The organism is Alteromonas sp. McT4-15 (assembly GCF_020515205.1).
GTDB lineage: Bacteria > Pseudomonadota > Gammaproteobacteria > Enterobacterales > Alteromonadaceae > Alteromonas.
Map to the genome: position 1 here is coordinate 18215 of NZ_JAJALG010000036.1, position 23755 is coordinate 41969.

Genomic DNA, 23755 nt, shown 5'->3' on the forward strand with positions numbered 1-23755 from the left:
TTTGATATCAACTTTATTAGTACTCACGCCATCATCAGAGGCGAGTATATTAAAACTGAAACGGACTCATTTGTTGAGCGAGATCATGAGCAAACTATTGACTCATTTTCACGCAATGGATGGTTTTTACAAGGTACTTTCTTCGTTGGGCATGCTTTTCAATCCCTAGGTAGTACTGAATTGGTCCTTGAATATGCTGAAACCAATAAAATTGAAGAAGCGGAGCGCTGGATGGTAGGTGTCAACTATTGGTTGGACCCTCGTTCAGTTATTAAGGTGGGCTATGAAGATACAGACGTAGTTGAAGGCCCTGATGATACACGGTTTGCTGTGCAATTCAGCTATGGATTCTAGGGGATATCATGAACAAGAAATTAATTATATGTGCACTAATCACATTTATTTCGTTACCGAACTTGGCAGACGATGAAACCACACTTTCTGGCGCAGAGTTAATTAATAACAACTGTGCGCGTTGTCATAACAGTAGGCCTGTGCGTGAGTTTTCTATCAGTGAGTGGAGAGTGATCATGCCACACATGCGCGAAAAAGCGCATTTAACCGGCAGCGAAGTATAAGCCATTCTTGAATTCATGGAAATAGCTTCTAGTCCTGCTCAACCGGTAGAGGTGACTCTGGCTAAATCATTAACAGTCAATCCACGTGACGTACTCACTCGATATGGTTGTCAGGGGTGTCATCAAGTGCAAGGCGCAGGCGGAACACTCGGTCCATCGCTGGATAATGTTATTAGCGAAAAAGGCAGGGCATTCTTTTTGCGCAAAGTTAAGGAGCCTCAATTTAATAACTCGTCGTCCGCAATGCCGCAAATGCCGATTACAGATGATGAGCTTGAAGCTTTAGCTGAGTTTTTATCGTCCATATAGCCTATTGACCTGAGTCTAAGACATTAGATTAAGGTGACAAGACGTAAACTTTAAACCTAAAACGCTCAACTGAGCATAATCAAAGGAAACAATCTTATGAAAAAGCTTACTTCACTATTACTGGCCAGTGCTTTAGTCGTTGCGCCAATAGCGACTTCTTTTGCATATCAACAGACTGACAAATCTGATATGCCGATGATGGATGGTCAGATGATGCAAAAGATGCAGACGCATATGGAAGAAATGCGCGCAGTATTGGATGCCGTTAAGAGTGAATCGGATCCGGAGAAGCGCGAAGCCATGTTGCATGAGCATGCCCAAAAGATGCAAGACATGATGGGCATGATGGAAGGAAGCGACTCGATGGGGATGAAAGCGGGAAAAGGAATGAAACACAAACACACTGATATGTCCACCGAAGACAAAATGAAAATGATGGAACAGCGTATGTCGATGATGGAAGACATGATGAGCCAAATGATGGGGCACACCGCTGAAAAGTCTAAACCAATACATAAACACAAATAGAGCTAATCACCACGTTACGAGGCAGGAGGTGACCTGCTGTCTCGCTTATTTCAATAATCACAGGAATTTTACATGAATAAATTAATTAAGTTTTTTTCAATTGTAGTCTTGTCAGTTGGACTCCTCGGAGGATGCGCAAGCCAGGTTTATCACGACTACATCATGAGTGGGCAAGTTGTTACAGTCGATGATAAGCAAGCAGTGGTATGTGTATCTGATACGGATGGTTTGAAGGAACATCAAGTTTTTAATGTCTATAGAACTGTCTACGACCCTACAGCAATCTCAGAAGGTGAAAACAGCTATTCACGAGAGTTCGTTGGGAAAATTCGTCTTGGAAAAACTAAGGATAAGCACTTCGCGGAAGCTATTGTGCTGGATGGCGAAATTACGCGTTATGACATGGTCGAGTTTGACCGTGGTTTTTGATTAATATTTTAATTAGGAGTATGCCGTTGTGAATAATAGAGTTTATCACCAACCCTACCGTATAGCGATTATTGTGACGCTGGTATTAGTGAGTGTCTTATTCACAACCGCGTGCTCAGCAGTACCACAAAGTACTGAGCCAGACAAAAAAAACAATTCATCAGAAACTAAAGAAACTCAGCCTGAGTTAAACGTTGATGACTTCGCTAAAATCCAAACCGCTTTGCGCTCGTTAGACAATTCATTAGCGACCCAGCCAAAAAGCAATGAGAGTGTAAATCCGAGTGATACCAGTGTTTCACTCAATACATCATCAATGCCACTTTCAGCAACAAACACAATGAAAATGGGAAAGAGTAAGAATAAAGGCATGATGCCAATGCGCGGGAAATCGTGCATGGGAATGATGTGCAAAATGATGATGAAAAACAGCTCAATGATGGGTACACCACCTGAACAAAATAAAACACAGATATCTGGTTCTCCATTAAATGAAAGCTTACCCGGTGTCAGTGGAGCGCTGCATTTATACCACGTTGGAGAGCAAGCTTTTTTCTTAAACCACAAAGAGACACTCGAATTGACCGATGGTCAGTACCAAACGCTTCTCACGATCCGAACTGAATGGGAGTCTACTCAACAAAGCTTTACGCTGCAGCGAAGTGCGTTAGAAGCATCGTTGTGGGAATTGACCGCTCAGGGGCTACCTCAATACGACAATATCAAAGACACCATTGCTGAAATAGAAGCCACAAACAGCGCCTTGCGGTTGCAGTTTATTACATCGGTAGGGAAAGCGGTATCAGTATTAACGCCCTCTCAGATCGCTAAGATAAATAGCCTGTGGATGGCCGAACAAACAGGTGAGTTATGAGCATGTGGTGGCCACACACATCATTTTTTCTGCGTTACGCCGTCATTTTGAACGTTATGCTGTTATTCGCAACGACGAGCAGTTACGCACAGCAACAGCCAGAGGATAGTGAGCATGCGAGCCACCATCCTGAAGCTACCAATGATCCCACTGTCAACGCTAATACGGATGTTTTGCCGACTGCTACACAAGGTAAAGGACCGCTGGGCAATGCTGACGCCATGATGGGATCCGGTATGGCAAAAGGCATGGATAAAATGATGGAGAAAATGGGTGCACCCAAACCTAAAGATCTCTATCCCACGCTAATGCGCATGCATTCAGCTACACCCGAACAAAGAGAGACTGTTCTGATTAAAGCAACCGCAAGAATGCAACAAGGAAGTGAGCAACTTGCTACAGGTTTTGATTGGCTTGCCCGCGCAGCTGCCACTGATGACTATTCCCAAATGCAAATGGCTGTTGAAACAGTTAAAGAGGGTATAGCCCATTTTGACAGTGGTCTTGCTGCGAAACGTGCCATACAAGACGGGCAAGAACCACGAAGAGTGGCATTAACCTGGTTCAAGTCACAAATGAATTTGCTTCCCAGTGCGCCGGAAAAAGGTACTTCAACCCTATTTGGTATGACACCGTTTCACAGCGCAGTGATGCTCGTTTTACTCATATTTACAATTGTTATGGTGTATGTGTATGGATTTAAGATGCGCAGAGCTGCCGCGCTGCTCGAAGAGCTTAAGTCTACTGACACCGCAAGCACATCTGCGCCAACGACAAAAGTTTCCTCTGTTGTCGAATCTAATCCGGCTGCCCAGCAGCATGCTTCGGCACCTGCGCAAAGTAGCGAGCCAGCATTGTCATCCACTGCCTCATCGCGCAAGGGCACGTTTAGTGGCGGTATGGTAGTAACCGCGATTTTTAATGAAACCCATGATGTTAAAACGTTACGTCTAGCCAGCCCAGATGGACAAACCATTCCATTTGATTTCGAACCAGGTCAATTTGTCACGTTCACACTGAACATCGATGGTTTTGAAAAGCCAGTTAAGCGCTCATACACCATTGCATCATCGCCCACTGAACAGTATTACTTTGAAGTTACGATAAAGCGAGAGGAGTTCGGTGTGGTTTCTCGTTATATGCATGACGCGGTTGAGGTAGGAAATACGCTTTCAATTAAAGCCCCCGGCGGTAAATTTTATTTCAATGGTCATGGTTCAAACAGCGTGGTGTTGATTTCTGGGGGAGTGGGGATCACACCGATGATGAGCGCTGTCCGCTACTTGACGACGACGTGCTGGGACGGTGATATTTATTTTCTGTTTTGTACGCGAACGTCCAACGACTTTATTTTTGAACAGGAATTAAAATATCTGCAAGCACGTCATCCTCGGTTAAAAGTACTGGTCAGTATGACTCAAGCAGAGGGTACATCCTGGATGGGGCCCCAAGGCCGCTTTTCATCCGCAATGATAAACGAATTTGTGCCAGATATTGCCTCAAAAACTGCGCATATTTGTGGGCCTCCTGCAATGATGGATGCTACGAAAAAAATGCTAGCCGAATTGGGTATGCCTAACACGCATATTAAAACCGAAGCGTTTGGGGCTGCTAAACCAGAGCCCGCTCCCGTTAAACCTCAATTAGCCACTAACACCAACGCAGGCGACAACAGACAAGTACGGTTTAGTCTTTCAGACGTCGAAGCCCACGCGGGTCCGGATGAGACCGTATTAGACGTCGCTGATGGACTCGATGTAGATATAGAGAATTCATGCAGAGCGGGTTCGTGCGGGAGTTGTAAGGTGAAACTGCTACGTGGTGACGTCGATATGGAGGTTGATGATGGGCTGGAGCCTGAAGATAAGCTCAGTGGGTATATTCTGGCGTGCCAAGCTATCCCTAAATCTGATGTGGAGGTTGAGGCTTAATGAATTCTCAAGAGCGCACAATTGTAAGCAGCTTGGTTGTCCTAATGATCCTGCTATGGCTCGGTTTTTTATGGCATAGAGACCCAGCATTCCCAGGCAGTTTTATTGGATTTGGCGTGGGTTTAAGCGCTTCGGTATTAATGCTTATCCCATTGGTATACATGACCATTAAGCGTAACAAATCACTTAAGAAAGTCGTGACGAAGCACATCGCTATGCCAACGCTCCTGCGTATACATATCTATGCTGGTGTGCTGGGGCCTATTCTAGCGCTGATCCATAGTGCCCATCGTTTTGATAGTGCTACCGGAGTTTCGCTTGTTATCTTTATGATGGTCGTTGTGATCAGTGGGTTTGTGGGTCGATATGTACTCGGTCTTATTTCATCGAATGTGAAAGAGAAAAAGCGCCAAGTAAATGAACTCCACGTTGCGCTTTCTAACGCAAAACAGGCGTTGAAAGACGCAGTCTGTGATGACAGATATTCGACGTTTGCCCAAACATCCGCACGACATATTCCTTACATCACGTTAAATGTGCCTACTTCAGCACAAAGTAAATTGTTCAAACAAGAAAGCCAGGTTCTTTCTATCATTGATACAATTTCCGATGTTGAGTACAGCATTCTCATTCATGACACCGCGAAGGTGTGGTTTGCTCGTTGGTTAAAATTTCACATCGTGATTTCAATGACACTTTATGTAGTCCTGTTTTTTCACATTTTCAGTGAAGTTTACTTTGGACTGCGCTGGTTATGATGAAATGGATAATAATCGTTCTTGGCTTAGTTGCTGCTGGCTTTGGCGTCAGTCATTTCATTCATATGCCTGAAGATAGCGCACAAATTCCATGGGAAAAAATGGTTGAACCCGGTTCACTCAATAAAGCACATGCCTTTCTCGCGGATGACTGTTTGAGTTGTCACACACCGGTGAAGGGCGTTGAGCGTGACAAATGTGTGGCGTGTCATGCAAATGATACGCATATCGTTGCGCGTCAACCCACTGCATTTCATACCGACATCAAAGAATGTGCAAGTTGCCATGTAGAGCACAAAGGTGAATCGGCCAACATTTCGCTCATGAGCCATATAGCGTTAGTCGACATTGGTTTCAATATGCTCCCCAACCCAAATGTCCCGTTTGACGAGGGCGCTGCCACCATGGCGTTTTTGGAGAACATACTAGCGAATAAACAAACTCCTGAGCCCTTGTTTGTGCACCCTGAGGTCAGTGATAAAGAAGCCTTATTAAATTGTACGCAATGTCACAGCAACGATGATCGCCATTTAGGTCTATTTGGAGAGGATTGCGTGCAGTGTCACAGCACAGACAAATGGTCATTGCCAAAGTTTATTCACCCGTCGAGTCAATCACGTGATTGCAATCAATGTCATGAAGCGCCGCCCAGTCACTATATGCAGCATTTTAAAATGATTTCCGCCAAAGTGGCAGGCGAGCCTAAAGCTAAAGTTGAGGAATGCTATGCCTGCCATCAATCTACGTCCTGGAACGATATTAAGCGTGCCGGGTGGTATAAACACCATTAAGGGGTACAAACTGTGATCACAAATTCCATTGCGCTCGCAACCTCGGTGCTGATCGCAATAGTATTGTGTCTGCCTCGCTTACGACAATCTTTCCAATGGCGAGCAACAGTCACACCGTTGGCTTCCATTATTGGTAGTGGCTTTTTGATCATTGCACCACTGCTGCATTCGGTAATGGGGAAATGGGCACTGCTTGGAATAGTGTTGTTGTCCATTCTGGCATATGCGCTGGGGTCGGTTATTCGCTTCAATATACGCCACGCAGAACCTGAGCTAGCTAGCAATCAACAAAGCAGTATTATGACGCTTGAAAAAGCAAGTCAATGGGCGCTTGGTGCGGCATATGCCATTTCCGTGGCGTTTTATATTAGTTTGTTTGCAGCGTTTGTTTTTGATCGTTTATCTATCTCTGATACGACGTACATCAAACTGTTTACCAGTGGGTTGCTTGTCATCATTATGGTGGTCGCTTGGCTTCGAGGTGCTAGGGGGCTAGAGACCATTGAGCTATTCGCCGTGACAATAAAGTTGGCTATTATAGTAGGTGTGCTCGCAGCGCTGGCAACCTACGACATACAAGTACAAAGTGCTTGGTTTCAACATGAAGCGATACAGGCATTGAGCCATTTTGAAACTGTTAGCATGCTCGCAGGGATGCTCATGGTAACGCAAGGGTTCGAGACAACCCGTTTTATGGGGAATAACTATACGCCAGAACAGCGCATTAAAGCGAGTCGTTATGCTCAGTGGATCGCTATTTTTCTCTATGTTGTTTTTATCGGTCTAACGTGTCCTATTTTCCTGGATTTTCCGATCACGGAATTAAACGAAACAACGATTAGCTACACCCTAGGGCAAGCAATATGGGTATTGCCGATTTTATTACTGGTTGCCGCCACGGCAAGTCAGTTAAGTGCAGCATTAGCCGATACTATCGGTGGCGGAGGCCTCTTAAAAGAGCTTTTCCATTTACCTATCTCCCCCCAATTTTACTACGTTTTAGTTATCGCCATCGCAGGTATATTAGTTTGGTCATCTAACGTATTTGAAATTATTAATCTCGCTTCAAAAGGGTTTGCACTTTATTACCTGATCCAAACAATAATCGTGATCAAACTCGTGATGCGTCAAAGCACAGGTCAACGCATTAGGTCAACAAAATTACTTGGTCTATCGGTGATCGTTCTCTGTTTATTCTTTGTGATTGGCTGGTCAATTCCAGCACCTCATAGCTAATAAGGAAAATACCGATGCTATCACTAGAAACTACACCAACAATTGACCAAATTAAAAATGCGGCTAAGCGCTACGCTATCATTGGTGTTGGAAATCTACTGCAGCGAGATGATGGCGTTGGTGTGCACGCGGTTCGTGCTCTGCAACCCCTGCTAAAGTCTTATTCAAATGTATCTTGCATTGACGCTGGGACACTGAGCTATGAACTTTTGGAGTGGGTCGCGAGTTCCGATCATACGATAGTCATCGACGCGGCCTACATGCGCTGTTCGCCTGGTACGGTGAGAGTGTTTGAGGACGAGGCAATTGCGGATCAGTTTAAGCAAGCGACGACCCATTCCGTTCACCAGATCACGTTACGCGATACATTGTTGACCAGCCAAACGTTATATTCAAAACCTTCTGCGGTGACGTTAATTGGCGTAGAGCCTGAGGCGATAGAGTGGGGAACCTCTTTGAGTCCAAAGGTAAATGCAGCGTTATCATCGATCATCGATATCGCATTTGCTTGCTTATCAAGCGACGACATTCAGGCCTATAAACCGGCAACCCAAAAGGAGGCACGATGACCGAAGAACTCATTTTTATGACATCCAATGCTGAAAAAACCGGCAACGTAATGCCGCTTTTGCATCAGATACGTCATGCGTTGTCTCAGTTAATTGAACGACAAGAACAAACCACGATTGATCTGCGACGATTGCCTTTAAGCGCTAGCGAAGAAGCGCAGTTAGAAGCTTTTCTTGGGCATGGAGAGGTTAAAGCTGATATTCAGGCGCTGGGTGATACGGTGCTAATCGAATCACGCTACGCAGGCGTTTGGCTTGAAATTCACTATAACGAAGATGTGGAGATCATGGGCAAATACGTTCATATCTGTACCTGTCCACCAATCATAAAATCTCAGCCAGAAGATATGGTGTTATCGCTCAGCAATATAGTGTCTGACATCCATTCGTTGTCTCATCAATCTTCTGATGAAACGGCTAAGGAGGATTGAAATGGCGCTACCAACATTAAACAAGCAGTTACAAGCGTCCGGTATCTCAAGACGCACATTTCTTAAGTTTTGCGCTACAACGGCGTCTTTACTGGCATTGCCGCAAAGCGCTGTTGCCGATTTGGCGACTGCCCTTGGCAATGCGAGAAGACCCTCTGTGATTTGGTTGCCCTTTCAAGAGTGCACAGGGTGTACCGAAGCAATATTGCGCTCTCATGCTCCCACATTGGAAAGCCTTATTTTCGATCATATTTCGTTGGATTATCAGCATACGATAATGGCTGCTGCGGGAGAGCAAGCTGAAGACGCTAGGCGTGCGGCGATGAACGCGCACAAAGGGCAATATTTGTTGTTGGTTGATGGTTCGGTTCCGGTGGGTAACCCAGGATACTCAACGATCAGTGGCATGAGTAATGTCGATATGCTGAGAGAATCGGCAAAAGATGCTGCGGGTATTATTGCCATCGGTACCTGCGCGTCTTTTGGCGGGATCCCTAAAGCAAACCCAAATCCGACGGGGGCAGTGGCAGTAAGCGACATTATTACAGACAAGCCAATCGTAAACATTTCAGGCTGTCCGCCACTGCCTATCGCGATTACAGCTGTGTTGGTTCATTACCTGACGTTTAAACGTTTCCCTGATCTCGACGAATTACAACGCCCACTCGCTTTTTTTGGTGAAAGCATCCATGACAGATGTTATCGACGCCCATTTTTTGAACAACGTAAATTTGCAAAATCGTTTGATGATGAGGGGGCAAAAAATGGGTGGTGTTTGTTCGAACTTGGTTGTAAAGGGCCCGAAACCTTTAACGCATGTGCAACGGTTAAATGGAATCAAGGCACGAGTTTTCCTATCGAATCTGGCCATCCGTGTCTTGGTTGCTCTGAGCCCGATTTCTGGGATAAAAGCAGCTTTTACCAAGCCTTGGGTCCATGGGAGTGGTACAAATCCAAACCCGGCAAAGGTGCACAGAAGCATGCTGGGAAAAACTCATAAGATAATAGGCAAGGCTCATGGAAAATACAGCAAGTAACAACCGGTTAGTCGTCGATCCTATCACTCGAATTGAAGGGCATCTTCGAATAGAAGCTGAAATGGATGGGAATACCATCAAACAGGCGTTCTCATCAGGCACGTCTGTTCGGGGAATTGAACTGATTTTACAAGGCAGAGATCCGCGTGACGCTTGGGCTTTTGCGCAACGTATCTGTGGCGTCTGCACGCTGGTGCATGGTATGGCATCGGTGCGTGCTGTCGAAGATGCAATTAGAAAAGCTTGGCGGTCAAACGCAAAATTAGGGGTTGCCATTGGAAAGCCCTCCATGACATCTATGCCAAAAGGACCGATGCAACATGGTAAAAAAGGGCACCGACAGTCACGTACTTCAATAGGCGTACTGAGTGAAGCAGAAATGGCTATCCCTCAAAATGCACAACTGATAAGAAACATCATGATTGCAACCCAATATGTGCATGATCACGTGATGCATTTTTATCACTTGCATGCCCTAGATTGGGTTGACGTTGTTTCTGCACTAGATGCAGATCCAACGAGAACCGCTGCGCTCGCCGGTCAATTGAGTGATTATCCTCGTTCATCGCCGGGATATTTCAAAGATATGAAGCAAAAAGTCAAAACGCTGGTTGAGTCTGGGCAGCTAGGGATATTCAGTAACGCGTATTGGGGGCATCCTGGCTATAAACTGCCACCTGAAGTTAACTTGATGGCATTAGCACATTATTTAGATGCGCTAACGTGGCAGCGTGAAGTTGTAAAAGTTCACACCATATTTGGAGGGAAAAACCCTCATCCTAATTTTGTCGTTGGCGGCGTGCCTTCACCGATTAATCTCAATGCGTCAACGGGTATTAACACGAGTCGATTAGTGCAACTACAAGATGCTATCACGCAAATGAAGAGCTTTGTCGATCAGGTGTATTACCCCGATATTGTGGCGATTGCGGGTTATTACAAAGAGTGGGGGACACGAGGGGAAGGGCTGGGTAACTTTCTTACCTATGGAGACTTACCTATGACATCAATGGATGACCCTGATTCTTTCTTGTTTCCACGAGGTGCAATACTTGGTCGAGACTTGAGTAAAGTGCATGACCTTGATCTAGATGATCCCTCTGAAATTCAAGAATTCGTCTCTTCCTCCTGGTATCGATATAGTGGAGGGAACGCAAGTGGTTTACACCCTTTTAATGGACAAACAACACTCGAGTATACTGGTCCGAAACCGCCTTACAAGCACCTAAATGTAGGGGCTGAATATTCATGGTTGAAAAGTCCGCGTTGGAAAGGCCATGCGATGGAGGTGGGACCGCTGGCTCGCGTGCTAATGATGTATGCTAAAAAAGATGCCGCTGCGCAAGACATCGTTAATCGATCTCTTTCTATCTTGGATTTAGAGACCTCTGCACTTTTCTCCACACTCGGTAGGACGCTCGCCAGAGCAGTGGAAACAAAAATTGTGGTTAACCAGCTACAGTCTTGGTATGACCAACTATTGGATAATATCGCAAAGGGCGATACCGATACGTTTAACCCTCTGTATTTTGACCCTACCAATTGGCCAATTAAAGGCCAGGGGGTAGGCGTGATGGAAGCGCCTCGTGGCGCGTTGGGGCATTGGTTGGTCATGCAAAATGGCAAAATTGAGAATTACCAATGTGTCGTGCCTACGACATGGAACGCTGGACCTCGAGATCCCAACTCACAGGCAGGTGCTTATGAAGCCGCTCTGCAAGATAAACATACGCTACATGATCCTGACCAACCTTTAGAGATTTTGCGAACACTTCATAGTTTTGACCCCTGCTTAGCATGTGCCGTGCACGTAATGGACGAAACAGGGGAAGAGCGTTTGCGTCTAAAAGTTCGTTAACCTTACTTGAGGAATATTATGAAAATCAAAAATAGTATTAGAAAGTCAGTTACTTCTTTAATTGCCTTTTTTTATCTGGTGGTAGGTTCACCCGTTAGTTATGCGCACCCGGGTCATCAAGGCGATCATTCACTACTTTTGGGATCTCTGGTGTCAACAATCGTGCTTGTCACCGTTGCGCTGTTTATTTATCGAGCTAGAGCAAGTAGGCCCTATCAACGGGTAAAACAGTAATGTGTCTCGCTATCCCCATGAAAGTCATTGCAATTAAAGGCTTTAACGCAACGTGTGAAGCGAAAGGTGTCTCTCGCGAGGTGAGTTTACATTTAGTGCAAGGGCTAGAGGTCAAAGTTGGCGACTATGTGATGGTACATGTTGGTTATGCTCTCCAAGTGATCACCTATGATGACGCGCAGGTGACATGGGAGATGCTCGATCAGGTCATTGCTTACGATGCATGAAATTAGTCTTTGCTATAGCTTGCTTGACACAGTCGCTGTTCACCAGCGAGCAAACATGAATAAGTCTGTCAGTCTGGTTCACGTCAAAGTCGGCCCACTGTCAGGTGTTGAGCCTGACTTGCTGCACCATGCGTTCTTGGCGTGTAGAACTCACACCATTGGCGATCAGGCAACGCTTAGAATTGACACAAGCGCTATCAAGATACGCTGTAAATTGTGTGGCGAATTCAGCCGAGTTTCGGTGAATAGTATCCTATGTGCAAGTTGCGGTGCTTGGCAAACCGACCTCATTGAGGGCGATGAATTTATATTGCAACGAATAGAGTTTATCGCACCTGACAATTTTACAGAATCAAAGGAGAGAAAACATGTGCGGTAACTGTGGTTGCGAAACGCAAGTAAAATCAGAGAAAACTGACAAGCCATCAGCAAATATCGTTGAGGTTCACGCAAATTTAAAAAGCAACAATGACAGCCAAGCGATAGCAAACCGTGCTTTATTTGACGCACATAATGTACTAGTGATTAATTTGATGTCATCCCCAGGCAGTGGAAAAACCCGGCTACTCGAAGAAACGATACGTGCGCTTAAGTCGCAATATGCGATGGCGGTGATTGAAGGCGACCTCGAAACTGAAAATGACGCAAATAGAATTAGACGTCATGGTGTGCAGGCGGAGCAAATCGCCACGGGCCAAGGGTGTCACTTGGACGCCAGTATGGTGCAAAAGGTACTTGGAAGATTTAGCTTACAAAAACTAGACGTTTTGTTTATAGAGAATGTTGGCAATTTGATTTGTCCAGCGTGTTTTGATTTAGGACAGCACTTAAACATTATTTTGCTGTCCGTGCCAGAAGGTGATGATAAGCCTGAAAAGTACCCAGTGATGTTTCGTGCCGCGGACGTCATGCTTATTTCTAAGACCGATTACTTGCAATTTCACGATGAATTCAATGTACCTCGCGCGATTGAATCATTTCGTATAGTGGGCAACGATGCGCCCGTTCTCGAAGTGTCTTCATTGAAAAGTCAACATCTAGAGCGTTGGTTTTCTTATTTTACGCACGCCATTACAGCTCATCAGTCTCAGTCGTTACAAAATAGCGGAGTCTAAAGTCTTATGTACAGTGTTGAATCGTTGCTAAGAGACATTAAGAATACCTCGCTTTCAAAACCGTTTCGTATTCTTAATGTTTGCGGTGGCCATGAGCGTGCGATTACGCGCGCTGGATTTAGAACGTTGTTTCAGCACAATATTCATCTGATACCTGGGCCAGGGTGCCCCGTTTGTATTTGCCCCGAAGAGGATATTGCATACGCGATACACTTAGCCATTAACGAAAATGTCGTTATCGTTAGTTTTGGTGACATGCTCCGCGTCCCAGTCGAACACGAAATGGGTGGCTGTAGCTCATTGATAGACGCAAAAAATCAAGGGGCCGATATTCGTCCGATATCTTCTCCTCAAGAAGCGGTATCTATAGCATTGGAAGAACCTCGTAAGGTTATTGTGTTTTTTGCTGTTGGTTTTGAAACGACTATGGCACCGATTGCAGCAACACTGCTTAATGATTTACCCAATAACTTTAGAGTTTTATTGTCTGGACGACTTACTTGGCCAGCAGTTGCCCATGTGCTTGAGAGTCAACCGAATACTTTTGATGCACTGATTGCGCCAGGCCACGTTGCGACAATTATGGGTAGTGAAGAATGGCAGTTTGCAATCGACCATCATAATTTGCCTGTCAGTATTGCTGGTTTTCATCCAGAAAGTTTGCTGTTGTCGCTCCAAACGCTGCTCGGCAATTATTCAAATAAAGTCGTCACACTGAGTAACCGCTATCCCGAAGTGGTAAAGCAAAACGGCAATGCAGCAGCTAAAGCAATAATCAATAAAGCGTTCACTATCGTTGACGCACATTGGCGAGGAATTGGTGTTATTCCTGGTTCTGGATTTTCCTTTGCTTCGAGACTATCGCACCTAGACGCCACAAACGATTATGCGCCAGTCGATTTCCCTTCGCAATGTGCGCAAAACGTTCCTGAAACCACATCGCTCTGTGAAAAAGTGATCCTCGGAAAAATGGCACCTGATGCGTGCCCGTTTTTTGGTCAGGAATGCAAACCAGCATCCCCTAAAGGCGCATGTATGGTGTCTGATGAGGGGGCTTGCCGAATTTGGTATAGCTCTGGTGAGCGCTCGATAACAAATGTTATCAAAAAGGGGAATACGCTAAAGGTGGAGATGAAGTGATGACAACTGCCCGCACATATGTTGCCAATACGAATAAGAGTAAAACTATCGCCTATGAGTTGAACATTACTGGAGTCATCCAGGGGGTTGGGTTCAGACCGTTAGTTTACTGCTTAGCGTATGAAAAAAGTATTGTTGGTTGGGTACAAAACGACTGTGGATGTGTGCGAATACACGCTGAAGGCACTGAGCTAGACGTTGAACAATTTGTATTCGACTTACTGAACAATGGGTCGCTAGTTTCCATATCCTTACTGGAAAAAAAGCAGGTTAAACTGAGTAATGTAGACTCGTTCACGATAAAAGAAAGCGGTCATGATATAGCGTGCGGGGCGATATCAATCCCCAAAGATGTCTATTTGTGTGGAGCGTGTAAAGCTGAGTTACTGTCAAATACTAACCGACGTGGCACCTATAGCTTTATCGCTTGCAGTAAATGTGGTCCACGATTTTCTATGCTGCGAGCAATGCCATACGACAGAAAGAACATGAGTATGTCAGCATTTCCAATGTGTGAGTTATGTCGTAAAGAATATCAATCGCCAACTGATAGGCGCTTTCATGCTCAACCAATAAGCTGTCGCGTATGCGGGCCTGAAGTATTTTGTTCAACTGTCGGCGGGCGCGTGGTCTCGCAAGGCGATGTTGATGTTGTAGCAACGGTTGTCGCATATTTGAATCAAGGCAAAATTGTCGCGTTAAAAAGTATAGGCGGTTATCACTTGCTCTGTGACGCACAAAGCACTGAAGCGGTAGACCTTTTACGCCAGCGTAAAAATAGACCAGATAAACCTTTCGCGGTCATGCTCCCAGAGCCTCGTGCAGACGAAACAAGTGAGGATTGGTTAGATAAATGCGTTGCTGTAGACAGTCATCAAAGAGCGCTCTTACTAAGCCCCGTGCGACCCATTTTACTTGCAAAAAAGCAATCGAATGTACCCATTGCAGATAACGTAGCGCCCATGCTTCGTGATTTGGGGGTGATGTTGCCGTGCAGCGGACTGCATTTACTCATTATGCAGCAATTCAATCGCCCCATGGTGGCTACGTCAGGAAATATTTACGGTGAACCGATGGTCACATCGACGTCATCGGCACAGCAACACCTTACGATGTTGGCAGACATCTTCGTGCACCATAATCGAGACATTTTTCACAAACTGGATGATTCTGTGCTGCGAACGCTTAAGTCAGGCACCATTCCAATTCGTCTGGGGCGGGGTATAAGTCCGATAGAATTATCATTGCCATATACTGTGCAGGAACCAATGCTTGCTGTTGGCGCGAATCAGAAAAATACAGTCGCAATAGCTTTGAACAATCGACTTATCATAACACCGCATATTGGCGACCTCGATTCTCCGATAATGCAAGCGCACTTTGAAAAATGTATCAGTGACTTTCAAGCTCTCTATCATGTTCATCCACAGCGTATTCTTTGCGATAGCCATCCTGGCTATATCAGTTCCCGTTGGGCCAAAGGCAGTGAACTACCGACTACTAAAGTTTTACATCACCACGCTCATGCATCAGCGTGGGCATTAGCTGCTGAAATATCGACACCAAGCTTGGTTTTCGTGTGGGATGGAACGGGATTAGGCGAGAATGGCGAGATGTGGGGAGGGGAAGTTTTTTGTGGGACGCCGGGCAATTGGAAACGTGTTGCCTCATTAGCGCCTATGAAGTTGCAAGGCGGCAACAAGGTTCCAAATCAACCATGGCGAAGTGCAGCATCACTAGTGTGGGGTACTAATTTCACCGGCATTGATTTTAAACCATTTGATCCACAACAATTAAGCTACAACGCATGGCAAAACGAACTCAATTGTCATGTTAGTAGTTCAATGGGAAGACTGTTCGACGCGGCGGCATTTGCCTGCTGTGAACAGAGCGAAGTCTCTTATGAAGGGCAGGCGCCGATGATGTTGGAAAGCGTTGCGTCGACGCCCTCTAAGGTTATGCCGTTAACGTTGGTCCAGAAAAACGACGAATTTATTCAAATGGATTGGCGAACACTGGTACCGGAACTTTTTGATTTCAAAGTGTCTCCTCAAACTCGTGCTGCAAATTTCCACGCTTCGTTAATTGAAACGGTATGGGAGGTAACCCTACATTGCCGTAAAAAGTTTAATTTTGACCACATTGGATTGGCAGGAGGCGTCTTCCAAAATCGCATTTTGTGTGACGGTATATCACAACGGTTTTTACAATCAGACATTCCTGTGGTTATTCCAAGTAGTTTGCCATTAAACGATGCCGCAATAAGTGTTGGGCAAATCCACGAATACTGTTCACGGAGGTCATAATGAAAAGCGCAGAGGGCAATAATCATTTATCATCAGAGCCGTTGGGCACGGAATCTATTCAATTAGCTCAGGGGAACGGCGGAACACTGACAAAAAGACTCATTGATCATGTTTTTAAAAATAAAGCGAACAAAGATCTAGATCTGCTTCATGATGCCGCCACAGTAACTTTTGATGGTCCTTATCTGAGTATAACAACGGATAGCTTCGTTGTATCCCCCCCAACATTTCCAGGCGGCAATGTAGGCGCGTTGAGTGTTTACGGTACCGTCAATGATTTAGCAGTCGTTGGGGCAACACCACGGTACATCAGTACTGCATTTATTATTGAAGAAGGCTTTTCCCTTTCAACATTGAAACAAATCGTTAATGGAATGCATCAAGCTGCCGAAGAAACGAAGGTCGCCATTGTAACAGGTGATACGAAAGTTGTCCCGAAAGGCAGTGGTGGCGGCGTTTTTATCAATACAACGGGTGTTGGAGACAGCCGAGATGCGCCGATTTGGGATACCAGTCTTATAAAGGCAGGCGATCATGTACTGGTTAGTGGTTCTGTAGGTGATCACGGTGCGTGTGTCCTGCTTGCTCGCGAGGACTATGGTTTGCAAGGTCAGCTAAAGTCTGATTGTGGAAGCGTTGTTCCTCTTATTGATCCAATCAAGCATTTGGAAGGTGTTCGTTTTGTGCGTGACCCAACTCGTGGAGGGTTGTCAGTATTACTCCATGACGTTGCTAATGAAACAGGCTTCGATATCGAGTTAATTGAAAATAATATTCCGGTGCGACCTGAAGTGGCAAGCGTGTGTGAAATATTAGGCTTTGATCCGTTTGTTTTAGCGTGTGAGGGACGCATTGTTGCTGTTGTTGCCCCTGACATAAGCGGTAAGGTGCTAGAACACTGGCGGAGCATTCGAAACGGGGAGCAGGCCGAACACATTGGTGTAATAGTAAAAAACACCGAATCAAAAGGGCGCGTGACCATTGTTACGCCAATGGGAGGAAGACGTTTCATGAATGAACTCGAAGATGAGCCGCTTCCAAGGATCTGCTGAAAGAATAGGTGTTGACCTGTGAGCAACACATAGGTTTACCCTAGTAACGTGAGAGTAGAACATAGGATTAAAGGCGTGCTTAACCGCATATCTATGTTGATAAAAGAGGAGCGTTAAAATGCGCGTTAAACAAATTGCAGATGCACTAGAGATTAGCGCGGACAGCGTACGGTATTACACGCGCATTGGTTTTTTGGTGCCAAGTAAATCGCACAATGGTTACAAGTATTACAGGCCCGCTGATGTGACACGACTACGGTTTATTTTAAGCGCGCGTTCATTAGGTTTCTCTATCAATGATATTAAGGAAATTCTGTTCACGTCATCACAAACCAACGCGCCATGCCCGACGGTTCGGCGCCTTATTGAACAAAGGTTGAAAGAAACTGAACAGCGGTATCAGGACATGCATGAGCTAAGACTGCGCATGCGAAAAGCAATCTCAGAATGGGAAAATACACCGGATCAGCATCCAACGGCCGATACGATTTGCCATTTGATTGAAGGTTTCACAACACTTAAATCATAACATTATTTAGAGAGGGAGTGGCTCATGAATTCAAAAACGGACGATGCGAAAATTCATTCGTGTTGTGGCGGTGACAAAAAAGTATCAACCGCTAGTAAGGCGGTCGAGAGTGAAACACATACTGAGCAAGTCTCTGCGTCTTCGGGTGAGCTACAACTCAATATCCAAGGTGCAAGTTGCGCCAGTTGTGTGTCTAAAATTGAAGCGGCCTTAAAACAGGTCTCGGGTGTCACCAATGCTGAGATGAATTTTGCTGAACGCTCGGTGTTGGTGATGGGCAGTTCATCCTCCCACGCATTGATTAAGGCGGTAGAGCAAGCTGGGTATAACGCAACATTAGCGAATACGGATTCAGATGAGGCTGCCATTGAAGAAAAGGAACAGGCGGACTGGGCATATTATAAAAAACTAATGCGAGACATGGTCATTGCATTATCTCTGGGTGTGCCACTGATGCTTTATGGCTTGGTGACGGGGGAAATGAGCGTCAACACGACCACTGAGCGGATCGTGTGGTTGATTGTAGGGATCATGACATTGGGTGTTATGGTGTTTTCTGGTCGGCATTTTTATGTAGGTGCTTGGAACTCCTTTAAAAATCACGCCGCGAACATGGATACTTTGATTGCATTGGGGACAGGAACAGCCTGGTTGTACTCTATGGTCGTTGTGTTTTTCCCCGGATATGTGCCTGAAATGGCGCGGCATGTCTATTTTGAAGCAACAGCCATGATAATTGGTCTCATTAATTTAGGCTTAGCGCTTGAGATAAAAGCACGCGGTAAAACGTCCGAGGCAATTAAACGACTGATTGGTTTACAAGCCAAAACAGCTCGCGTCATTCGTGATGGGCATGATATAGATATTCCGATTGAAGATGTTCTGCTAAATGATCTTATCCGGGTTCGCCCTGGGGAGCGCATCTCTGTTGATGGCTTAGTTGTCGAGGGCCAGACAAGTATTGATGAATCAATGCTAACGGGTGAACCCATGCCCATAGAAAAACGAAAAGACGATGAGGTCGTTGCCGGCACGATAAACAAATCAGGCTCTATCGTCTTTCGAGCAGAGCGCGTGGGAAAAGATACCGCGCTTGCTCAAATTATTAACATGGTAAAACGCGCACAAAATTCTAAACCGCCTATTGGTCGATTAGCTGATATGATTTCCGCCTATTTTGTACCGGTCGTCATGATCATTGCCGTGATCAGTGCGCTGGCCTGGTTGAATTATGGTCCATCTCCTGAAGTAGCTTTTGCAATCGTTTCTGCGACCACAGTACTGATTATTGCCTGCCCTTGCGCCTTGGGTTTGGCCACACCGATGTCGGTGATGGTCGGTGTGGGAAAGGCGGCTGAAGCGGGGGTTCTTATCCGAAACGGCGAAGCGCTGCAATCTGCATCAAAAATAACCACTATGGTTCTAGATAAAACAGGCACTATTACTGAGGGGGCCCCTAAAGTAACAGATGTCGTTATAGTTTCAGATCATAGTCACAACGATGTGCTTTCTTTGGCGGCTAGCCTTGAGTCTGGTTCTGAGCATCCACTTGCCATGGCGATCGTTGAATCTGCAAAGGAGCAAGGTGTGCCGATCCATTCCGTTACTGATTTTCAGTCCATTGCGGGGAAGGGGGTTGAAGCCATGCTAAATTCTCAACGCCTGCTATTTGGAAATGAAAAATTGATGATAGACCAAGGGATCGAGCTTCATCATTACATCGACAAAGCGCAGAGGTTAGCAGCGGATGCAAAGACCCCTATGTATTTTGCTATTGATTCTACATTAGTTGCCGTAATTGCCGTCGCTGACCCAATAAAATCTGACTCAATAGATGCGATAAAGCGGCTACAGCATAACGGGATACGAGTTGTGATGTTAACCGGGGATAATCGACTGACCGCAAAAGCCGTCGCCCGAAAAGCGGGGATTGCAGATTACGTTGCCGAAGTGATGCCGGAAGATAAGGCAAACAAAATACTTGAGCTTCAACGTGAAGGCGAAATTGTGGGTATGACCGGTGATGGCATAAATGACGCACCGGCCCTTGCTCATGCCAACGTCGGCTTTGCGATTGGGACTGGGACTGATGTAGCGATAGAAAGTGCGGATATAACGTTGATGCGCGGCTCCCTACATGGGTTAGCGGATGCAATTGCCGTGAGCAAAGCAACACTGCGTAACATCAAGCAAAACCTCTTTGGCGCATTTATTTATAATGTCGCCGGAATACCATTTGCGGCAGGCGTCTTTTATCCATTCTTAGGGATACTGCTTAACCCAGTCATTGCTGGTGCAGCGATGGCATTCTCATCACTAACGGTGGTGACCAATGCTAACCGATTACGTCTATTTAAAGCGAAAGAGCACTAGGAGTACACAATGATGATATGGATTAATTTAGCAGGGCTTATCCTGATTGGGCTTATTGTTTGGTGGTTTTGGCTTTACAAAGCACAATCAACCCAGATAAAAGACGGCAGTATCAAAGTCCTTGTAAAAGACGGCGTGTATCAGCCTGCCAATATCACGGTGCCGGCGCATCAGTCCGTTCAGCTTATGTTCGTCAGAGAAGATGCAACGCCCTGTGCAGAAACGTTATTGATCCCGGAGTTGGATATCAATGAAACATTAGCGCTTAACAAGCGAGTGACGGTCACTATTCCTGCTTCCAGTGCCGGCGTTTACCCATTTCATTGTCAGATGCAAATGTATCGTGGCACGTTGGTGATCAAGTGATTAAACGCTTTTTATTAACGTAAAAGATACCAAAGCGAGGTGTATTATGAGTAAACAAAAAGTCCCCTTTTGGCGCACCCCCAGTGGTTGGTCTGCCATAGGCCTTATTACCGCCGCGAGCTACTTCTTGCTGGTTGAGCATGGTGAGCATGTGTTTCCGTATTTACCTTACTTGATCTTGTTGTTGTGCCTTGTCATGCACATTTTTATGCACGGCAGTCATGGCAAAGGACATGAAACACATGAGCACACCGAAAAAACATTTAAAGAACAAACCGAGGACAATGAGCAATATCGAAAAGGCTATATCGAAGGGTTAGAGCAGGCCCGTAAAGGAAAACATAAAACGGAGAATAATAATGCACGGTGATTCTGATTATGGGCTCTGGGCACTAGTCATTATAAACTCAGCCATTTTTATCTTTTTTGCGTTTAGTTTTATCAAGCCGAAGTCGAAAACAGATTGGCGAAGCCTAGGTGTATTTTCCGCTTTTATCGTGGCCTTATTTACCGAAATGTATGGTTTCCCCCTGACAATATATTTTTTGTCAGGGTGGTTAGCGGAAAGTTATCCAGGGGTAGACTTTTTAGCGCATGAAAATGGTCACTTGTGGCATACTTTGCTAGGGCTATCCGGCGATGCTCACTGGGATATTTTACACATCTTAAGTAATGTCATCATCATTTTAGGTTTCTTTTTACTATCCGCTTCTTGGAGTGTCCTACACCACGCGCAAAAATCGCATAGTTTAGCCACTACTGGATGGTACGCTCGCTGCCGGCATCCTCAATATGTTGCATTTATACTGATCATGTTTGGCTTTTTGTTGCAATGGCCAACACTGCCAACCTTACTTATGTTTCCAATTCTTATTGTCGTTTATGCTCGACTCGCCACGCGAGAAGAGCAGCAAGCTGAATCCGAGTTTGGTGATAGCTACAGACACTATAAACAAACGACGCCAGGTTGGTTTCCCCGTATGGGTATTTCAAACGTTTCAAGCACTAATTAAGGATTACAAAATGAACAAAGTACTACTGTCATTACTGTTTGTTGGAGGGGTGTTACCCGCGACATTTGCTGCTGCTCAAACGTCGATGAGTGCGGATGATATGCTTCGAAGTAATGAGCTTGTCATGGATGCACTAATGCAACGCATACAACGGATCAACGACGTCTCTGATAGGCAAACTCTCATCGTTGAGCATATGAAAATGATGGAAATTTATTTAACGAATATTGAGAAGAGACTCCAAAGTGAAACAGACCTGCAACACAAAGCACATCTGGAAGAAACGTACACAAATGGCCTTCAACGAAGTCTCGTTCTTATCGACAGCGGTTTAGCAGGGGGCGACTTTGTAGTCATGGGAAATTCGGTAGACGAACATTTGTTTTATCTTGAACAAAGAATGTCAATTTTACAATCGTTAATGAAGCAGCAGCTCGGTGCCAATAGTGTTTTAAATAATTAAAGAAATGACGAACATAAACAAGTTAACAATCGATTTATAGGAGGAAAAGATGAGCGATCTAGATCACAGAGTCGGTGTATCAGAGGCGAATTTAGTCGTACGGCATTTAAAGTTGGTTGGTATTACCGAAGATAACATAGAAGCAATTATTGCTGGCATTGATGGGACCTTTGGAATCGATGCAGTTTCATTTGAGGACGCCAAAAGTACCCTGCATATAGGCTACGATGCAACCCACTGCAATTTAGATGGCATTGAGACAATCATTCGTGACAACGGGGCAGACATTTCGGACGACTTTTGGACAAAAATGAAAGAAGGCTATTACCAATTCGTTGACGAAAACATTCGTGAAAATGCAAAACACAAACCCTGGAGTTGCCACCGTGTTCCTCCTGGGCAAACCCATAAAAAGTAATTGTTTCAATAGCAACGATCAGACTTACGTTACGCCTGATCGTACAGCCATAACAAACAAAAACAGGACAACACAGTGGTACATAGTAAAAACGAAGCGGACAGAATTAAGTTACTTAACTTGGGAATAATTGAAAGAAACCCAGCTGAGCATGAAATCCATCAAGCGGTACAAGAATTCACAGGTTCCGTTATGCCTAACGCAAAAGTTATATAATCCTCGTGAACCTCTTCTCAAAGTGGGGCTTGTTCAAGTCTTTCACAGACAATATCCATTGGCGTTTTTCCCTTTAACGAACCATGTGCCCGTTGCCAGTTGTAGTAATGCTGCCATTCGGGCAATGTTTCGTTTTTTAGTTCGTCTAGATTCAAGTTTACTGTTGAATAAAACTCTTCTTTGTCGGTTCTTTGCTTTCAACCTTACCATTCAGGTGAGGAGAACTAGGCTTGTTAGGACGAAATTTGATGCCATAATCCATCAGCTTTCGCTGAACTTTCTCTGCGAAGAATTCTGTACCACGGTCGGTTTGTATTCGCTGTATTGGAAATGGCATTTCCTCGATTACCTTATCGATAAAAATAAGGGTGTTTGCTGCCGACCTCCGGTTAAACACATCCAGTACGCGATATCTAGAGCAGTCATCAATAGCAGTATATTGGTAAATTCCAGGAGCGATTTTGCATGTATCCATCTGCACTCGATCACCTGGAATAGGTCTTTGGTAACGGATGAAGTCTTTTTTCTTCCGTTGAAATACTATTGGTTTAACGTCATGTCTGGTCAGCACCTTATGTATGGAAGCAAGCGATAATTGAACACTATGCTCGCGAAGAAGTTCATTTTGGATTCTCCGCGCACCAAGCTTCCTGTCTTTTCTCAGGCTTAGAATCCATTCCTCTATCTGATGGTTTATTTTAGTATTTGGCGAGGTATGAGGGCGTTTAGAAACGTCCTGAAGACCGTCTAGACCATTTTCTTTGTATCGTTTTAACCATTTACGAAGAGTGGGTCTGGATATACCACACCTGCGGCAAACCAGACCTGCATTTTTAGTTTCTTCGTAAAGCTCAATCCACTTGAGTCGCTGTCTAATTTCTTTGTTCTTAGAGTCGTATTATGTTGAAACGATCTCTATGAATCACACACATAAACGTCCTTGTTGTCTTAAATATTCTGACTACTGTTTTCGA

At 45.0% G+C, this 23755-nt stretch carries 28 protein-coding genes and 1 pseudogene; 28 read left to right on the forward strand and 1 reads right to left on the reverse strand.

Going from position 1 to position 23755, the window contains the following annotated elements:
* The first annotated feature begins 180 nt into the window (after nt 1-180).
* From LHL20_RS17785 to LHL20_RS17920, 28 genes are all read left to right on the forward strand, one after another.
* Nucleotides 181-354 carry a hypothetical protein gene (locus tag LHL20_RS17785; protein WP_012516845.1) on the forward strand — a complete coding sequence of 58 codons (174 nt, stop codon included), beginning with the start codon at nt 181-183 and terminating at the stop codon, nt 352-354.
* An 8-nt stretch (nt 355-362) separates the two neighbouring features.
* Nucleotides 363-578, forward strand: a complete 216-nt coding sequence (locus LHL20_RS17790; protein ID WP_012516846.1) for a hypothetical protein — start codon at nt 363-365, stop codon at nt 576-578.
* Between the two features lie 15 nt (nt 579-593).
* Nucleotides 594-887, forward strand: coding sequence for a c-type cytochrome (locus tag LHL20_RS17795; RefSeq protein WP_226434253.1), 294 nt, complete (start codon nt 594-596; stop codon nt 885-887).
* A gap of 96 nt (nt 888-983) precedes the next feature.
* Nucleotides 984-1415, forward strand: a complete 432-nt coding sequence (locus LHL20_RS17800; protein ID WP_012516848.1) for a hypothetical protein — start codon at nt 984-986, stop codon at nt 1413-1415.
* 72 nt (nt 1416-1487) lie between these two features.
* On the forward strand, nt 1488-1844 hold the full coding sequence (locus LHL20_RS17805; protein ID WP_012516849.1) for a hypothetical protein: 357 nt from the start codon (nt 1488-1490) through the stop codon (nt 1842-1844).
* Between the two features lie 28 nt (nt 1845-1872).
* Nucleotides 1873-2718 carry a hypothetical protein gene (locus LHL20_RS17810; RefSeq protein ID WP_044556710.1) on the forward strand — a complete coding sequence of 282 codons (846 nt, stop codon included), beginning with the start codon at nt 1873-1875 and terminating at the stop codon, nt 2716-2718.
* Complete coding sequence (locus LHL20_RS17815) at nt 2715-4649, forward strand: 2Fe-2S iron-sulfur cluster-binding protein (protein WP_049587489.1); 1935 nt, start codon at nt 2715-2717, stop codon at nt 4647-4649. Before LHL20_RS17810 ends, LHL20_RS17815 begins: the two co-directional genes overlap by 4 nt.
* Nucleotides 4649-5407 (forward strand): hypothetical protein, encoded by a 759-nt coding sequence (locus tag LHL20_RS17820; RefSeq protein WP_014996999.1) that lies wholly within the window; start codon nt 4649-4651, stop codon nt 5405-5407. Before LHL20_RS17815 ends, LHL20_RS17820 begins: the two co-directional genes overlap by 1 nt.
* A complete protein-coding gene (locus LHL20_RS17825) occupies nt 5404-6198 on the forward strand; it encodes a cytochrome c3 family protein (RefSeq protein ID WP_014997000.1) in 795 nt (264 codons plus the stop codon). Before LHL20_RS17820 ends, LHL20_RS17825 begins: the two co-directional genes overlap by 4 nt.
* 12 nt (nt 6199-6210) lie before the next feature.
* Nucleotides 6211-7434, forward strand: coding sequence for a hypothetical protein (locus tag LHL20_RS17830; RefSeq protein WP_156079167.1), 1224 nt, complete (start codon nt 6211-6213; stop codon nt 7432-7434).
* A gap of 14 nt (nt 7435-7448) precedes the next feature.
* Nucleotides 7449-8003: a HyaD/HybD family hydrogenase maturation endopeptidase gene (locus LHL20_RS17835; protein ID WP_020742695.1), complete on the forward strand. Its 555-nt coding sequence runs from the start codon at nt 7449-7451 to the stop codon at nt 8001-8003.
* Nucleotides 8000-8434: a hydrogenase expression/formation C-terminal domain-containing protein gene (locus LHL20_RS17840; protein ID WP_006991848.1), complete on the forward strand. Its 435-nt coding sequence runs from the start codon at nt 8000-8002 to the stop codon at nt 8432-8434. The genes LHL20_RS17835 and LHL20_RS17840 overlap by 4 nt, the downstream gene beginning before the upstream one ends.
* Before the next feature lies 1 nt (nt 8435).
* Nucleotides 8436-9434, forward strand: a complete 999-nt coding sequence (locus LHL20_RS17845; RefSeq protein WP_012516857.1) for a hydrogenase small subunit — start codon at nt 8436-8438, stop codon at nt 9432-9434.
* A 17-nt stretch (nt 9435-9451) separates the two neighbouring features.
* Entirely contained in the window at nt 9452-11329 is a 1878-nt protein-coding gene (locus LHL20_RS17850; RefSeq protein ID WP_044055662.1) for a nickel-dependent hydrogenase large subunit, read from the forward strand.
* An 18-nt stretch (nt 11330-11347) separates the two neighbouring features.
* Nucleotides 11348-11563 carry a hypothetical protein gene (locus LHL20_RS17855; protein ID WP_012516859.1) on the forward strand — a complete coding sequence of 72 codons (216 nt, stop codon included), beginning with the start codon at nt 11348-11350 and terminating at the stop codon, nt 11561-11563.
* On the forward strand, nt 11563-11790 hold the full coding sequence (locus LHL20_RS17860; RefSeq protein WP_015066017.1) for a HypC/HybG/HupF family hydrogenase formation chaperone: 228 nt from the start codon (nt 11563-11565) through the stop codon (nt 11788-11790). The genes LHL20_RS17855 and LHL20_RS17860 overlap by 1 nt, the downstream gene beginning before the upstream one ends.
* Nucleotides 11783-12169: a hydrogenase maturation nickel metallochaperone HypA/HybF gene (locus tag LHL20_RS17865; RefSeq protein ID WP_012516861.1), complete on the forward strand. Its 387-nt coding sequence runs from the start codon at nt 11783-11785 to the stop codon at nt 12167-12169. The genes LHL20_RS17860 and LHL20_RS17865 overlap by 8 nt, the downstream gene beginning before the upstream one ends.
* Entirely contained in the window at nt 12159-12905 is a 747-nt protein-coding gene (gene hypB / locus LHL20_RS17870; protein WP_226434255.1) for a hydrogenase nickel incorporation protein HypB, read from the forward strand. Before LHL20_RS17865 ends, hypB begins: the two co-directional genes overlap by 11 nt.
* A gap of 6 nt (nt 12906-12911) precedes the next feature.
* On the forward strand, nt 12912-14045 hold the full coding sequence (gene hypD / locus LHL20_RS17875; RefSeq protein ID WP_226434256.1) for a hydrogenase formation protein HypD: 1134 nt from the start codon (nt 12912-12914) through the stop codon (nt 14043-14045).
* Nucleotides 14045-16351 (forward strand): carbamoyltransferase HypF, encoded by a 2307-nt coding sequence (gene hypF / locus LHL20_RS17880; protein ID WP_226434257.1) that lies wholly within the window; start codon nt 14045-14047, stop codon nt 16349-16351. The genes hypD and hypF overlap by 1 nt, the downstream gene beginning before the upstream one ends.
* Nucleotides 16351-17403 (forward strand): hydrogenase expression/formation protein HypE, encoded by a 1053-nt coding sequence (gene hypE, locus LHL20_RS17885; RefSeq protein ID WP_226434258.1) that lies wholly within the window; start codon nt 16351-16353, stop codon nt 17401-17403. The genes hypF and hypE overlap by 1 nt, the downstream gene beginning before the upstream one ends.
* A gap of 118 nt (nt 17404-17521) precedes the next feature.
* Nucleotides 17522-17932, forward strand: coding sequence for a MerR family transcriptional regulator (locus LHL20_RS17890; RefSeq protein ID WP_015066020.1), 411 nt, complete (start codon nt 17522-17524; stop codon nt 17930-17932).
* A gap of 24 nt (nt 17933-17956) precedes the next feature.
* Nucleotides 17957-20305, forward strand: coding sequence for a heavy metal translocating P-type ATPase (locus LHL20_RS17895; RefSeq protein WP_196494312.1), 2349 nt, complete (start codon nt 17957-17959; stop codon nt 20303-20305).
* Between the two features lie 9 nt (nt 20306-20314).
* Nucleotides 20315-20671, forward strand: coding sequence for a cupredoxin domain-containing protein (locus LHL20_RS17900; RefSeq protein ID WP_012516868.1), 357 nt, complete (start codon nt 20315-20317; stop codon nt 20669-20671).
* Nucleotides 20672-20717: 46 nt separating this feature from the next.
* A complete protein-coding gene (locus LHL20_RS17905) occupies nt 20718-21041 on the forward strand; it encodes a DUF2933 domain-containing protein (RefSeq protein WP_014997005.1) in 324 nt (107 codons plus the stop codon).
* The gene (locus LHL20_RS17910; RefSeq protein WP_014997006.1) at nt 21031-21684 is read left to right on the forward strand and encodes a methyltransferase family protein; all 654 of its coding nucleotides are present in this window, start codon (nt 21031-21033) and stop codon (nt 21682-21684) included. The genes LHL20_RS17905 and LHL20_RS17910 overlap by 11 nt, the downstream gene beginning before the upstream one ends.
* Before the next feature lie 10 nt (nt 21685-21694).
* Nucleotides 21695-22147 (forward strand): hypothetical protein, encoded by a 453-nt coding sequence (locus LHL20_RS17915; protein ID WP_014997007.1) that lies wholly within the window; start codon nt 21695-21697, stop codon nt 22145-22147.
* Nucleotides 22148-22196: 49 nt separating this feature from the next.
* The gene (locus LHL20_RS17920; RefSeq protein WP_012516876.1) at nt 22197-22565 is read left to right on the forward strand and encodes a hypothetical protein; all 369 of its coding nucleotides are present in this window, start codon (nt 22197-22199) and stop codon (nt 22563-22565) included.
* A 236-nt stretch (nt 22566-22801) separates the two neighbouring features.
* Here the strand turns inward: LHL20_RS17920 and LHL20_RS17925 are convergent.
* Nucleotides 22802-23658 (reverse strand): annotated as a pseudogene (locus tag LHL20_RS17925) (IS481 family transposase); the annotation flags it as partial.
* Nucleotides 23659-23755: the final 97 nt, after the last annotated feature.